The following is a 14,689-nucleotide window of genomic DNA, read 5'->3' as shown; positions in this document are numbered from 1 at the left end:
ACTACCCGGCAGGTCCCCCCGCAACTTCCTCACGTGCCGCGATAGTCGCGCTGGTGATCCGACGCATCATCTCGGCAAGTAGCTCCAGCTCTTCGGTGGAAAACTGTGCCAGCGCGCCGCCAATGTGTTGGGCCAGCGGGGCGAAGAGTTTACCGCCGGTGGCCATTGCCTTCTCGGTCATTTCGAGGTGGACTTGCCGCCGGTCGACGTCGCTCCTGGAGCGTTTCACGTGGCCCGCATTATCGAGGCGGTCCACCAGTGCGGTAGTCGCCGGCGAACTCAAGTGCAGTTCGGAGCGCAGCATCCCGGGGGTCACGACGGCGCCGGTTCGGGCTGCGCCCATCATGACGCCGAGGGCGTTCAGATCTGTCCGGTAGAGAGAATCCCGCGCGCTGACAGTGTCCACATACCGATCCGTTTCCACGGTGAACTGCTGAAGTAACGCCATCAGTTCTGGTCGGGGGTTCTCTGCCATACTCACTCTCACCTCGTCGTTTCAACAGCTACCGCAAGAAACAACTCTAGTCCGTCTACCAATTATATCTCCATGATGGATATAGTTTGTTTTAGAGATAATTTCTTTGAGAGGCGTTCATCATGCACAGCAAGTGGTTACGGGTTCTGTTACCCGCCGTCGTCGTCCTAATCTGGCTGGTAGGCGCCGCGTTCGGGGGTCCTACATTTGGCAAGTTGGAGGAAGTCTCCACCAATGACCAGGCGTCGTTCCTCCCGGCCAACGCCGAATCCACCGAAGCGGGTGAATTACAGAACCAGTTCACTGATTCGGATTCCTTACCCGCAGTGATCGTCGTCGAATCGGAGACGGAGATTCCGCCAGCCGACCTCGGTGTGTATGAGGAGTTGGCTACCTCCCTCGCGGCGGTCGAGGGGCTCGAAGCTGCTGAAGCCGGAGCGCCAACTGTCATTGGGCCCGTGCCAGCCGAAGACTCTTTTGCTATTCAGTACATAACGTTTGTAGCGGACGACGCCGAGATCGCGGAAGTAGTCGAGGCGCTTCGTGAGGTACTGGCTGCCGAGATCCCTGACGGCACCACCGGCTACGTGACGGGACCGGCCGGTTTTGCCACCGACCTCTCAAGCGCCTTCAGCGGTATTGATGGGTTGTTGCTCGGTGTGGCGCTGGGAGCCGTTTTCCTTATCCTGCTGTCCGTCTACCGGTCTGTGATCCTTCCGTTCCTGGTGCTGCTGACCTCAGTGTTTGCGTTGGCCACATCGATCGTACTGGTCTATGCCCTGGCCGACTGGGGATGGATTCAACTCAGCGGCCAGAGCCAGGGAATCCTGTTCATCCTGGTCATCGGGGCGGCGACCGATTACGCGCTGCTGCTCGTCGCACGGTTCAGGGAAGCACTGGGCGAACACGCCGCAAAATGGGACGCGATGCGGGTGGCGTACCGCGGCTCGTTCGAGCCGATCCTCGCCTCCGGGGCCACAGTCATTGTTGCTTTGCTCTGCCTGTTGTTCTCCGACCTCAACTCCAACCGGAGTCTCGGACCGATCGCGGCAATCGGAATCCTCTTCTCGTTGGCTGCCGCCCTGACACTGCTGCCCTCGCTCCTGCTGCTCTTCGGCAGGTCGGCGTTCTGGCCGCTGCGCCCCAAGCTGGGGTCCAGTCACGTTCAGCCTGAAGGAGTGAACGCCACCGGGCTGGAGGGGCTGCGCGGCATCTGGAAGATGGTGGCGACACTGATCTCCCGGCATGCCCGGCCCGTCTGGATCGCTTCATTCCTGGTCCTGGCCGCCGGTTCCCTGGGCTTGTTCCAACTGCAGGCCAATGGCGTACCGCAGTCTGCCTTGATCCTCACGGAATCCAATGCGGTGGATGGGCAGGAAGCCCTGGCGCGGCACTTCGATGCCGGGTCGGGAAGCCCCGTATCGGTGATTGCCCCCGAGCAGGATCAGGATGCTGTCCTGGAAGTGGTGCAGAACCAGGCCGGCATCGCCGACGCCGCGATCAGCTCCGAGTCTCCCGAACCCGGCAGCGACGTCGTCGTCCGTGGTGGCAACGTGCTGATTACCGGCACACTGCAGTCACCTGCAGACTCCGATGAGGCCGAAGACGTGGTGCGTGAGTTGCGAACCGCGCTGGACGATGCCAGCCCAGAGGCTCTGGTGGGTGGCGTAACCGCCATCGCGATTGACACCAACGACACGGCCCAGGCCGACCTGGTGAAGATCATTCCGATCGTGTTGGCGGTGATCTTGGTGATCCTGATGCTCCTGCTCCGTTCCGTCGTGGCACCGGTCCTGCTGATTCTCAGTGTGGTGCTCTCCTTCGCGACGGCGCTGGGCGTGTCGGCCCTGGTGTTCAACAACCTGCTCGGTTTTGAGGGTGCAGACGCGTCGGTTCCGCTGTTTGGCTTCGTGTTCCTCGTGGCATTGGGAGTGGATTACAACATTTTCCTGATGACTCGAGTCCGTGAGGAATCGCTACGCCTCGGTACCCGTCCCGGAATTCTGAGGGGTCTGGGTGTCACCGGCGGGGTCATCACGTCGGCGGGTGTGGTGCTCGCCGCGACCTTCGCTGCTTTGGGTGTCATCCCGATTCTGTTCCTTGCCCAGATTGCGTTCATCGTGGCCTTCGGCGTGCTGCTGGATACGCTGATCGTCCGCTCGCTGCTGGTGCCAGCTTTGTCCTACGACCTCGGTCATCGGATCTGGTGGCCGTCCCGGCTGGGACGTGAATCCGGGCCGGTGCACCGCGGTGGGTCATCCGGGTTGTCGGGTACTGGCTCGGACGCTCATGGGCATCGCGCCGAACCAGCTCACCGTGGGTAGTTAGCCCCGCAGCGCTTCACCTTCCCCTGACGCCCATTTTCGCGGAGGGGAAGGTGGAGCCTTTCCCTGACGGCCCACGAGGAGAAGCTCGAACGAAGCCTGCCGATCTTCGCGAGCGCCATTGAACGGACCACTGCAAGCGCTGACTAGAAGGGTGGGGGTAGGTCGGGTGGTGGTGCTGGTGGTGGGTCCGCGGTGGTGAGGTAGGTTTCACCGGCAGGCGAGATGGCGATGATGGTGCCGGGGTCTGGTTGTTTGTAGTGCCAGTAGCCTTCGGTTTTGAACAGGTGGTGGCGTTTACACAGGGACGCCAGGTTTGAATACGATGTCTTCCCGCCGTGGGACCAGGGGGTGGTGTGGTCGAGTTCGCAGAAGACCGCCAACCGGTTACATCCCGGATGTCGGCAGGTCCCGTCCCTGACCCGGACCGCATCCTTCAGGTCCTGCGGGACCTGATACGTTCTCGCGTCAGCGCCGAGTCTGGCCCCGGTGAAGGGGTGGGTGAGGATCCTGGCGAACGAGGGTGCGTGCCCGGCGAGCTTCCGGGCGGTCTCGGGATCAATCGGACCGTAGCCTTCCAATTCACCCGGCACATCCCCGCCGAGGAGAGTCATCACCGGAACCGTGACGAACACCTTCGCCTGCACACCCCAAAACGCTGTGGCCTCCCCCGCCCGACTGGATCCGCTGGACCCAGGCTGACTCGAACCGTTCGACCCGTTCGACCCGTTCGACCCGTTGGCGTCGGTGTCGGTCTCGGGTTCAGGATGGCCGGCGGGTCCGGCGCTGGTGAGGACATCCACCAGAACATCGGCGCGTAACTGGGTGAGAGTCCGGGCCTCGTCGGGGCCTTGCAACGCCCGGGCCGCGGTATCGACCCGGTGGAAAATCCCTGCGGCCTGTTCGGTCGGGAGGAAGGCTTGGAGCCAGGCCATCCCGTCCTGGACCGGGTCCAGATACACGCGTCGGTCCTGGACGGCTTTCTGGTGCCGCAGGGTGATTGACTCGGGGTGGAAGGCTTCGCGTAGCCGTTGGGCCTGGCGGGTGAACTTCGCCACCGTGGTCTTGCACGCCAGCCCGATGAGGTGGGCTTCGAACCCGGCCCTCACCGCCGGGACGGTGTCCGGGATGCTGATGGCTTCCCCGAGCACCGCCCACGCGTGTGGGCGCGATAACCTGCCATCTTCCAACGCGGTCAGGGTAGCCCGGTAATCGCGGACCAGCAGCTCACTATGGTCGAGCAGTGAACCAGCCGTGCGCTCCGGCAGATGCAGGGCCGGGCCGATCTCCGATGCGGTCAGGGCATGAATACGGTCCAGGTCTTCGATCCACGCGTGTTCCTCGGCGATCAGGTCATGAAGATGGGTGACCGCCTTCGCTTCCTGCGCGTCGACCCAGGACCGCAACGTTGAGAGCGTCTGGAGCAGGTTCACGGTCTGCCGAGCGTCCAGCGTCACCATCGCCGCGACTGATATCTGGCCAGTCAACGGCACCGGAACACCCGGACCGGTCGAAGCGGCCTCAGAAGCCGTCGAAGCCGTAGGAGCCGTCGGAGCGGTCCAGGTCGCTTCCCTGCCCAGCGGACCGGCGGGGCCATACCCACCCGCACTCCCCGAACCAGTGCTCGCGGGCCCGCTCTCGAAAGCGGAATCCGGACTCGAACCACGGCTGGATTCCGGGCCGGAACCGGGGCCGGACTCGAGGCCGGATTCGGGGAAGAATCCCGATTCGGGAGCAGAAGCGTGACTGCCTTTCATATCCTTATTCCATCATCGCCCACTGACAAAATAGGGGCCGATTCAAGGTCACCCGAAAATCTTTTTCAACTATTTTTCAGGACCACAGCACTAGCACCTGAACACCCTCTGAACACCCTCTGAACACCCCGCCAAGCTGTGAGACCCAGCGAGCCCAGCAGTCGTCAACCAGCCAGGTGTCACTCTTCGGCAACGAGCGGGGGAGCGGGCCAGCCGGACGTTCTCTCACGGCTGAACAAGCCTTGACGCCCTCCACTGCCGCGGAATTCGGCAACTCCATGCACCTTCGTAGCAAAGTTGAGCCACCTTCACTCAACTTAGATTTGACTCTCCACCGACCCGGAGTACAGTTGAGTGAAGAACACTCAAGATCCGGCTTTAGGCGAATACTCGCCAAGCTACGAGCTGGGTGATTCCCCTAATTACGGGCTGTTGAAAGGAAATACGCATGTCACGTGCAGTAGGTATTGACCTCGGAACCACCAACTCAGTGGTTTCCGTACTCGAAGGTGGCGAGCCCACCGTTATCGCCAACGCTGAAGGCGCACGGACTACGCCCTCGATCGTTGCGTTCTCCAAGGGCGGGGAAGTGCTGGTTGGCGAAATCGCCAAGCGCCAGGCCGTCAACAACATCGACCGCACTATTGCTTCCGTCAAGCGCCATATGGGCACCGACTGGAACGTCAAGGTCGACGACAAGAACTACACGCCCCAGGAAATCTCGGCGCGCATCCTTCAGAAGCTGAAGACCGACGCCGAAAGCTACTTGGGCGAAAAGGTGACCGACGCCGTCGTCACCGTCCCCGCCTACTTCAACGACGCCGAGCGTCAGGCCACCAAGGAAGCCGGCGAGATCGCAGGCCTGAACGTCCTGCGTATTGTCAACGAGCCAACCGCTGCAGCACTGGCGTACGGCCTGGACAAGGGCAAGGAAGATGAGCTCATCCTGGTCTTCGACCTGGGTGGCGGCACCTTCGACGTCTCCCTGCTCGAAGTTGGCAAGGATGAAGACGACTTCTCCACCATTCAGGTGCGCTCCACCTCCGGTGACAACCGCCTCGGCGGCGACGACTGGGATCAGCGCGTCGTTGACTACCTGCTGTCGCAGGCCAAGGCCAAGGGCGTCGACCTGTCCAAGGACAAGATTGCCCTGCAGCGCCTGAAGGAAGCGGCAGAGCAGGCCAAGAAGGAACTCTCCTCGGCCAGCTCCACCAACATCTCCCTCCAGTACCTCTCCGTCACCCCGGATGGCCCGGTCCACCTGGACGAGCACCTCTCCCGTGCCAAGTTCCAGGACCTCACCAAGGACCTGCTGGACCGCACCAAGAAGCCCTTCAACGACGTCATCGCTGAAGCAGGCATCAAGGTTGCCGACATCGACCACATCGTGCTCGTCGGTGGCTCAACCCGCATGCCAGCCGTCGTTGAACTGGTGAAGTCACTTGCCGGTGGCAAGGAGCCCAACAAGGGCGTCAACCCTGATGAGGTCGTCGCCGTCGGCGCCGCACTCCAGGCAGGCGTGCTGAAGGGCGAGCGTAAGGACGTACTGCTCATCGACGTCACCCCTCTGTCCCTCGGGATCGAGACCAAGGGCGGCATGATGACCAAGCTGATCGAGCGCAACACGGCCATCCCCACCAAGCGCAGCGAAACCTTCACCACCGCTGACGACAACCAGCCGTCGGTTGCTATCCAGGTCTTCCAGGGCGAGCGCGAGTTCACCCGGGACAACAAGCCACTGGGTACCTTCGAACTGACCGGAATCGCTCCAGCGCCCCGCGGCGTGCCACAGGTCGAGGTCACCTTCGACCTCGACGCCAACGGCATCGTCCACGTGTCCGCCAAGGACAAGGGCACCGGCGCCGAGCAGTCGATGACCATCACCGGCGGCACCGCGCTGTCGAAGGAGGACATCGACCGGATGGTCCGCGAAGCCGAGGAGCACGCAGCCGAGGACAAGGAACGCCGTGAAGCAGCCGACACCCGCAACGGTGCCGAGCAGTTGGCCTACTCGGTCGACAAGCTGATCGCCGACAACTCGGACAAGCTGCCCGAGGACGTCAAGACCGAGGTCCAGGCCGACGTCGACGAACTGAAGAAGGCACTCGAAGCCAACCCAGAGGAAGCCGGTTCGGCTGACACGGTCAAGACGGCGTTTGAGAAGCTTCAGGCGTCACAGACCAAGCTTGGCGAGGCAATCTACGCAGCGGCACAGCAGGACGCCGCCGCGCCAGGCGCCGACGCACCTCAGGACGGAACGGCGCCTGACGCTGACTCGTCCTCGAACGACGAGGACATCGTCGACGCCGAGGTAGTCGACGAAGACGACAACACCGAAAAGAAGTAGTCATGCCGCACCACGGAAACGAAGAAGAGCACCAGTCCGAACCGGTCAGCTTCCGCGACAACCGGAAGATCGATCCCGAGACAGGTAAGGTCCGTGGGCAGCAGCAGCAGCAGGACGACGACGGCGCACAGGCTGGTCACACCGACCAGCCTGTGACCCCGGACTCCGTTCAGGATCCCGTTGAGGAAGCCGACGCCGGAGAGCAGGCAGCCGATGGCAGCGATGCTCTGGCCCAGGCCGAAGCAATCCTTAACGGGATCGACGGCGAGGGGTTAACTGAACCCGCCGCCGGATCGGCCTCAGCTGTGGAAGCCGAGCTGCGTAACGACCTGCAACGCCTCTCCGCCGAGTACGTCAACTACCGGAAGCGCGTCGAGCGTGACCGGGACGTGGCCAGGGACATGGCAGTCATCGGAGTGTTGAACTCGCTGATGCCTGTCCTTGACGATATCGACGCCGCCCGCCAGCACGGCGACCTGGCCGATGGACCCTTCGCTGCGATCTCCACCAAACTGGAGAACGCGCTGAAGACCTACGGCTTGAGCCGGATCGACGAGACCGGAGTGGAGTTCGACCCGAACGTCCACGAGGCTCTGATCCAGCAGCCCAGTGCCGACGTGCAGTCCGACAGCGTCAGCCAGATCCTGCGGGCAGGCTACAAGAAGGGCGACCGCGTCCTGCGGGCAGCCCAAGTTATCGTCGCAGTACCTGAGTAGCGTTTGGCAAGCCGGAGCAGTGCCCGACCGGCGGCAACGAAATTTCTTCGCTCGCAGAGCTCGCTTGAAATATTAAAGCCGCCAGGTCGGACACTGCTCCGGCTCCATGACTACTCACCTATGCTTTGAATTCATATATGAAAGGGGACGCCAATTGGCTAGTCAGGATTGGGTCGACAAGGATTTCTACAAAATTCTGGGTGTCCCCAAAGACGCAACAGCTGCAGACATCAAGAAGTCGTACCGGAAGCTGGCCCGCAAACACCACCCGGACCAGAATCAGGCAACCGGGGGGTCGGACAAGATGTTCAAGGACATCTCCGAGGCCTATTCCGTGCTGTCGGACTCCGAGGATCGCCAGCAGTATGATGCCATTCGTGCCATGGGCGGTGGCGCACGCTTTACCGCCGGTGGCCCCGGTGGGGGAGCCGGCGGTGCGGGCTTCGAAGATATCTTCGGCAATCTCTTCGGCCAGGGTGCCGGACAGCCCAGGCCCGGACGCCAACGGCCTGGCGGTGGCGGAGGCGCCAGCTACGGCAACCTGCCGCCCGAGTTCGCCGACCTGTTCGGTCAGGGCGGGGGAGGCGGCTTCGGCGGATACCAGCCGACCCCTCGGAAAGGCGCCGACCGGACGGCAACCACCAGCATCTCTTTTGCCGGTTCCATCAACGGCACCACCATCGGATTGCGTGAGCCCTCCGGTGAAGTCATCGATGTTCGGGTGCCCGCCGGCATCAAGGACGGACAGAAGGTTCGCGTCCGCGGCAAAGGCCAGGCTGGCGCGGCGGGGAACGGCGACCTGATGGTCAGCGTTAGCGTCAAACCGCATCCGTTTTTCCAGCGCGACGGCGACAACATCCGCGTCCATGTGCCGGTGTCTTTTCCGGAGGCTGCATTGGGCGCGCAGATCGACGTCCCCACGCTCACCGGTGAGACGGTCAAGGTCAAAGTTCCTGCCGGCACGCCATCCGGACGCACCCTGCGTGTCAAGGGACGAGGGGTCCGCACCGCCAAAGCGACCGGTGACCTGCTGGTGACCATCGACGTCGTCGTCCCGCAGAAACTGAACAAGGACGCCGAAGCGGCCGTTGAGGCGTTTGCTGCCGCAACCGGCGACGCCAACCCGCGCGCGGGTCTCGCCGCCAAAGCGAAACTCTAAAGCCCACGCGGCATCGAAAGGAGGTCACGATGGCAGTTGACGCAACCTTGCCCATTTACGTGATCTCCGTTGCCGCGGAGCTGGCGGACATGCACCCGCAAACCCTCCGGCAGTATGACCGGCTTGGGCTGGTGACACCCAGCCGCGCTCCCGGCCGCGCCCGCCGCTACTCGCAGCGGGACGTGACCACCCTCCGCGAGGTGCAGCGACTCTCCCAGGAGGGGGTGTCTCTGGAAGGCATCCGCCGGATCCTGCAACTCGAGAATCAGGTCGCCGCGCTCCAGTACCGGGTTCAGGAGTTGACCGACGAACTGGCGTCCCGCCGTCGTCAGCCTGACTCAAGCCGCGTGTTTGCCGCCGGCCTCGCAGGCGACGTCGTCACCCTCTCCCGCGGTCAGCGCCCCCGGCCGCGGAGTCAGGCGATGGTCGTGTGGCGCCCGTGATGCCCAGCCGAACATCTGGTGCCCCGCTGGAAACCCTTGCCGTTACGGTGCAGACTGGGAGTATGCCTCAACAGTTCTCCGACGCCGGTGACTTCGGTGACACGATCATGCAGCTGCTCATCTTCGGCGGGGTGACGCTGCTGGTCATCGGCTTGGGATTCGCGTTGGCCACGTGGTTGATCGTCCGGCGGCTCCGCCGCTCCGGCGCCGTGCAACGCAGCTTCTCCACCGGGGTACTCACCGCCCGTTCCTACGCGGTCGACGACGGCGTCCGCCGGATCGCGCGTTTACGCCTGGACCTGCGGCGTTCCGGTCAGGCAACCCGGCGGGCCCTCGATGCTGCAGCCGGGAGCGGCGGCCCGATCGGTGAGCTTCCCATCGTCGCCGAGGACCTATTCCGTGCCGAGCAGGCACTCGAGAACCAGCTGCGCATGGCCGAGCGCGAACCCGACCGGCAGCTTAAACGGGATTTGGCCGGGCGGATCGGGGAACAGGTCCAGTCCTACGGCACTCTCTCCGCTGACCTCCGCCGGTCGCTGATGCAGGCGGGACAACCCACTGGCGCCAACGAAATTCAGCGGGCCAGCACCCACCTCACCCGCGAAATCAATGTGCTGCAGGCGTGGAGCAAGTCCTACGGCACCCCTGACCAGATCCAGTAGAGGCTGAGGGAACCACCACCATGTCAATTGGCCGCCGCATTTCCCGCATCGTCCGGGCCAACCGGACCGCTGCCAAGGAAAAGCCCACCGACCCCATTCAGACGGTTGAACAAGCGCACCGCCAGCAGCTCGATCTAGTGGATCAAGCCCGCCGCAGCGTTGCCGACCTGGCCGCCAACCGTCACCGTCTTGAACTACTTGCGGGCGAAGCGCGCGCGGAGCTCGACCAACTGGAGCGCCGGGCGGCCAGCGCGGTCAACGCGGGCGACGACGACGCCGCCCGGGCGGCACTGCGGCGCAGCCTCGCCGTCACCAAACGCCTGGAAACCCTCACCCGCCAGCGGGACGAACTCGATACCCAGGTACGCCAGCTCGACTCCAACCTCCAGCGGCTCGAAACCCGGGTGGAAGACAACGGCATCCGCTACCAGACGCTGAAGGCCCGACACGGTGCGGCCCAAGCTGAACTTGGCATGCAGGACGCACTTACCGGGTCCGGGCAGGCAGCGGCGGGAGCCGAAGCCGCAGCTCGACAGGCCGAGCTGGAAGCGCGGCGCGTCCAGGCGCGGGCTGCCGCCCACGACGAGCTCTCCTGGACGGACCCCAACTCCCGGCGAGTGGAAGAGGCCTTCGAGGAACTCGAAGCCAGCTCGGCGACCGAACGGGAACTGGACCGACTGAAGAACCGCCATCCCCGCGACTAGGTCCCAAGCCGGGCGGCGTGGGTAGAATCGGCGGCATGACAACAATCAGTGGTAACCATTTCTTGGTCATCGGCGCAACTGGGGTGCTCGGCGGAGCCGTGGCGCGGCAACTCGTGACCGCTGGGGCCCGGGTAACACTTTCCGGGCGGTCCGCTGAGAAGCTCGTCAACCTGGCCGAAGAACTCGGGGACGCGGTAGTCAAAACCATCCCCGCCGATCTGACGCATCCCGGTGCGCCAGCTGAAATAGCTGATGCTTGCGGGGATCTTGACGGCTTGGTCTACGCGGCCGGTGTGGTGGCCTTCGGCCCGGTATCGGAGCTCGACGATGAAACCCTGGATGAGCTACTTCTCGTGAACCTGATGGCCTACATCAGGCTGATCCGTGCGGTGTTGCCGCAGCTGCAAAGGGATTCGGTGGTGATTCAGGTCAGCGCCGTCGTGGCCGAGAGCCCCACTGCCGGAATGGCCGCCTATTCTGCCAGCAAGGCGGCGCTCAGCGCGTTCGGCAAAGCGTTGACGCTGGAGACCCGGCGGCAGGGCATTCGGGTGATCGATGTTCGGCCGCCGCACACCGAGACGGGCCTGGTAGACCGCGCGATAGCAGGCTCCGCGCCTCGCCTTCCACAGGGGAAGGACCCGGAAGCTGTGGCGGAGCGGATCGTCGCGGCCATGGTGGACGGCGAGAAGGACCTGCCAGCGTCAGCCTTCAGCTAGGCGTTCCCTGGGAAGCCAGCATCGCCCGCCCAGGGTCAAGTGAGTCTCGGAACCTGAGGGCTCCGAGACTTCCAGCAGAAGATTGTGTGAGGGACCTCTTCCCCTCCAGTGTCCCTCCATGATAGATTTTGTTCGTTTCCGAGCGAGCCCGTTCGCTTTTTTTGCAGTGGCGTGATCCGGTGCTACGCAGTGTCGCCGCGCCCATACACCCGGTAGGAGGATCATGTTCGCAGCAGAGCGCCATGCAGCGATCCTCGACAGGCTCACTCGCCGGCCTGCGGTACGGGTCAGTAAACTCGCTCTGGCTCTCGGAGTCTCGGAGATGACCATCCGCCGGGACATCGATGCCCTCGAAACGCGCGGAGCCCTCGTGCGTGTGCACGGTGGCGCCGTGCGTCCCGGCACCATCAGCGCGGTGGAGCCCGGATTCGAGGCCAACCGGATGCGGGGCAAGGAGGCGAAGCAGCGCATCGCGGCCATTGCGGTTTCCCTCCTCAAGCCCGGCATGACGGTCTCCATCACAGGCGGCACCACCACCTTTGCCCTGGCACCGCTCCTCCTTCGCGTGCCGGGCCTCACCGTGATCACGAACTCCCTGCCCCTGGCGGACGAACTGCACCGCCTCCACGGTGCGACCTCTGACGACGGCGCGCCCCAGGTCCTGCTGTCGGGCGGTCAGCTCACTCCGTCGAAGGCGCTCGTCGGCCCCCTCGCCACGAACACCATCGCATCCCTGCGCGCGGACCTGTGCTTTATGGGAGCACACGGCGTGGACGCAGCCGCCGGCATCACCACCCCGAACCTCGCCGAGGCAGACACGAACAGGGCATTCGCACGCACCTGCGGCAGGCTCATCGTGCTCGCCGACGCCACCAAGATCGGCGTCGTCAGCCTCGCCGGGGTGGCGGCGCTGGACACCGCTGCGGCCCTGGTCACGGACCGGCAACCCGACAGCGAGTACGGGGCCCTTACCCGCATCCTCCGCGAACCTGTTCCCGACCCCCACCTGTTCGATCCTCAGCTGGAAGAGCGCCCATGACCTCTATCACCCCTACCCGCCTGTCCGATGGGCGCGAGCTGATCTACTTCGACGCGCACGAGGACAGCGCGGCGCGGCACCGCGACCCAGCAGCTAGCCGCGACACGCGGGGGCTGCCACCGCGCGGACCGGCAGGCACCGCGCGTTTCGACGCGCTGTCGGGCGAGTGGGTCGCCGTCGCCGCCCACCGCCAGTCGCGCACGCACCTGCCGCCCGCTGATCAGTGCCCGCTATGCCCGACGACGCCTGCGAATCTCTCGGAGATCCCAGCCACGGATTACGAGGTCGTCGTGTTCGAGAACCGTTTCTCCTCGTTTGGCCCCGATCTGGGCGCGCTTCCGGAGACACCAGGCTGGGGCACGACGGCGACAGCGTCAGGACGGTGCGAGGTCGTAGCCTTTGACTCCGCGCATGAAGGATCCTTCGGCTCACTCAGCCCCGAGCGTGCCAGAACGGTCATCGACGCATGGGCGCACCGCACCGAGGCGCTGTCCGCGATGCCTGGAATCAAACAGGTCTTCTGCTTCGAGAACCGCGGCGCCGATATCGGCGTGACACTGCTGCACCCGCACGGCCAGATCTACGCCTACCCGTTCATCCCGCCCCGGGCCGCCACCCTCGCGGCGCGGGCAGCAGCGTTTTTCGACGCCTCAGGCGGGCGGCAGACCCTCATGGGCCATGCCCTGGCCGCCGAGCGCAGCTCCGGGGACCGTATGGTCATCGAGGGGAAACACTTCAGCGCCTTCGTGCCCTTCGCGGCACGCTGGCCCGTCGAGGTACACCTGGTACCCCACCGGCAGGTCGCCGATCTTGCGGGCCTGTCCGACGAGGAGCGGAACGAACTCACCACCGTCTACCTGGAGCTCCTGGGCAGGCTCGACGCCCCCTACCCCACCCCGACGCCGTACATCGCGGCGTGGCAGCAGGCTCCGATTGATGACGAGCTACGTCCCGCGAGCTACCTTCACCTCCAGCTGACCTCCCCCCGTCGGGCCGCCGACAAATTGAAGTTCCTCGCTGGTTCGGAAGCCGCGATGGGCGCCTTCATCAACGACACCACGCCCGAAAGCGTCGCGGACGCACTCCGCCGCGCCACGCCCACCGAGAACGTCTCTGGCGTCCCCGCCCGGAAGGACCACCCATGAGCTCCACCCCACACGATCTCGCGGCGGCCTTCGCCGACCGGTTCGGTACCGAACCCGATGGTCTGTGGTCAGCGCCCGGCCGCGTCAACGTCATTGGCGAACATACCGACTACAACGAGGGCTTCGTCCTGCCCTTCGCCATCCAGCACTCGACGACGGTGGCGGCCGCTGTCCGCGGGGACCGGTGGGTGCGGGTCGCGTCCACCTTCGCCCCCGATGACGATCCTGTCACGGCCGACCTCGACGACTTGGCCGAAGGCGGCGTCGAGGGCTGGGCTGCGTATCCGCTCGGTGTCCTCTGGGCCTTTGAGCAGTCGGGCTATCGCTGCCCCGGCATGGATCTGCTGGTCGACTCCTCCGTCCCTGTGGGGGCTGGGCTTTCATCCTCCGCCGCGCTCGAGTGTTCAGTCGCCGTCGCGGCAAACGAGCTCGCTCAGGCGGGGGCCTCCCACGAGGAGCTTGCTGCTATTGGACAGCTGGCGGAGAACCGGATGGTGGGAGCGCCGACGGGCATCATGGACCAGTCGGCGTCGCTGCTGGGCGAGGCCGGGTATGCCGTCTTCCTCGACTGCCGCTCCGGAGAGTCCCAGCTCGTCCCCCTCGATCTTGAGGCCGCCGGGCTAGAACTGCTGGTTATCGACACCCGCGTCAGCCACTCGCATTCCACCGGCGGGTACGCGGCGCGTCGCCGTTCCTGCGAACTCGGCGCCAAGCTGATGGGCGTTCCTGCCCTCCGGGATGTCTCGGTGCAAGACCTGGCCGAAGCTGCCGGTGTCCTGGACGAAGAGACGTTCCGCCGGGTGCGTCACGTCGTGACGGAAAATGCGCGGGTTCAGGACGCCGTCCGGCTCCTCACCCGCGAGGGACCCGCTGCGCTCGGCCCGCTGCTGGTGGCCAGTCATGCCTCGATGCGGGACGACTTCGAGATTTCCTGTGCCGAACTGGACACGGCCGTTGACGCGGCTCTCGACGCCGGCGCACTGGGTGCGCGCATGACCGGCGGCGGCTTCGGCGGCGCGGCCATCGCGCTCGTAGCCGTCGACGACGTCCCCGCCGTCCGGGCGGCCGTCGAGGACGCCTTCTCCGCTGCCCGTTTCCGTGCGCCGGTCATCTTCAGCGTCCTGCCCGGCGCAGGAGCTGCCCGCATCGCTTGACTGTCATCCCAGGTTTGATCCCAGGCTTCACCCGGGTGGAGCGCCCGC

At 64.7% G+C, this 14,689-nt stretch carries 13 protein-coding genes; 11 read left to right on the top strand and 2 right to left on the bottom strand.

Annotation, left to right across the window (positions count from 1 at the left end; genetic code table 11):
* Position 1: 1 nt before the first annotated feature.
* Complete coding sequence (locus tag ABD059_RS11600; protein ID WP_343880158.1) at positions 2-475, bottom strand: MarR family winged helix-turn-helix transcriptional regulator; 474 nt, start codon at positions 473-475, stop codon at positions 2-4.
* 122 nt (positions 476-597) lie between these two features.
* Here ABD059_RS11600 and ABD059_RS11595 point away from each other — a divergent pair, with 122 nt between their 5' ends.
* The gene (locus tag ABD059_RS11595; protein WP_343880156.1) at positions 598-2,799 is read left to right on the top strand and encodes an MMPL family transporter; all 2,202 of its coding nucleotides are present in this window, start codon (positions 598-600) and stop codon (positions 2,797-2,799) included.
* 146 nt (positions 2,800-2,945) lie between these two features.
* Here ABD059_RS11595 and ABD059_RS11590 read toward each other — a convergent pair whose 3' ends face one another.
* Positions 2,946-4,556 carry an HNH endonuclease gene (locus ABD059_RS11590; protein ID WP_343880154.1) on the bottom strand — a complete coding sequence of 537 codons (1,611 nt, stop codon included), beginning with the start codon at positions 4,554-4,556 and terminating at the stop codon, positions 2,946-2,948.
* A 448-nt stretch (positions 4,557-5,004) separates the two neighbouring features.
* On the opposite strand from ABD059_RS11590, the gene dnaK reads away from it, so the two are divergent.
* The 10 genes from dnaK to galK all read left to right on the top strand — a co-directional run bounded on the left by dnaK (position 5,005) and on the right by galK (position 14,641).
* Positions 5,005-6,903: a molecular chaperone DnaK gene (gene dnaK / locus ABD059_RS11585; protein WP_343880152.1), complete on the top strand. Its 1,899-nt coding sequence runs from the start codon at positions 5,005-5,007 to the stop codon at positions 6,901-6,903.
* A gap of 2 nt (positions 6,904-6,905) precedes the next feature.
* Positions 6,906-7,619, top strand: coding sequence for a nucleotide exchange factor GrpE (locus ABD059_RS11580; protein ID WP_343880150.1), 714 nt, complete (start codon positions 6,906-6,908; stop codon positions 7,617-7,619).
* Positions 7,620-7,773: 154 nt separating this feature from the next.
* Positions 7,774-8,778, top strand: a complete 1,005-nt coding sequence (locus ABD059_RS11575) for a DnaJ C-terminal domain-containing protein (RefSeq protein WP_343880147.1) — start codon at positions 7,774-7,776, stop codon at positions 8,776-8,778.
* Positions 8,779-8,807: 29 nt separating this feature from the next.
* Positions 8,808-9,221 carry a heat shock protein transcriptional repressor HspR gene (locus ABD059_RS11570; protein ID WP_343880145.1) on the top strand — a complete coding sequence of 138 codons (414 nt, stop codon included), beginning with the start codon at positions 8,808-8,810 and terminating at the stop codon, positions 9,219-9,221.
* A 62-nt stretch (positions 9,222-9,283) separates the two neighbouring features.
* A complete protein-coding gene (locus ABD059_RS11565) occupies positions 9,284-9,883 on the top strand; it encodes a hypothetical protein (protein ID WP_343880143.1) in 600 nt (199 codons plus the stop codon).
* Between the two features lie 20 nt (positions 9,884-9,903).
* Positions 9,904-10,587, top strand: coding sequence for a PspA/IM30 family protein (locus ABD059_RS11560; RefSeq protein WP_343880141.1), 684 nt, complete (start codon positions 9,904-9,906; stop codon positions 10,585-10,587).
* 35 nt (positions 10,588-10,622) lie between these two features.
* Positions 10,623-11,303, top strand: coding sequence for an SDR family NAD(P)-dependent oxidoreductase (locus tag ABD059_RS11555; RefSeq protein ID WP_343880139.1), 681 nt, complete (start codon positions 10,623-10,625; stop codon positions 11,301-11,303).
* Positions 11,304-11,526: 223 nt separating this feature from the next.
* Complete coding sequence (locus tag ABD059_RS11550) at positions 11,527-12,342, top strand: DeoR/GlpR family DNA-binding transcription regulator (RefSeq protein ID WP_343880137.1); 816 nt, start codon at positions 11,527-11,529, stop codon at positions 12,340-12,342.
* Complete coding sequence (gene galT, locus ABD059_RS11545) at positions 12,339-13,487, top strand: galactose-1-phosphate uridylyltransferase (RefSeq protein ID WP_343880135.1); 1,149 nt, start codon at positions 12,339-12,341, stop codon at positions 13,485-13,487. The genes ABD059_RS11550 and galT overlap by 4 nt, the downstream gene beginning before the upstream one ends.
* Positions 13,484-14,641 (top strand): galactokinase, encoded by a 1,158-nt coding sequence (galK, locus tag ABD059_RS11540; protein ID WP_343880133.1) that lies wholly within the window; start codon positions 13,484-13,486, stop codon positions 14,639-14,641. Before galT ends, galK begins: the two co-directional genes overlap by 4 nt.
* Positions 14,642-14,689 lie beyond the last annotated feature (48 nt).

The organism is Arthrobacter flavus, from assembly GCF_039526005.1.
GTDB lineage: Bacteria > Actinomycetota > Actinomycetes > Actinomycetales > Micrococcaceae > Arthrobacter_D > Arthrobacter_D flavus.
Note: the sequence above shows the minus strand (reverse complement) of the source record. Positions and strands in the feature narration are given on the sequence as shown.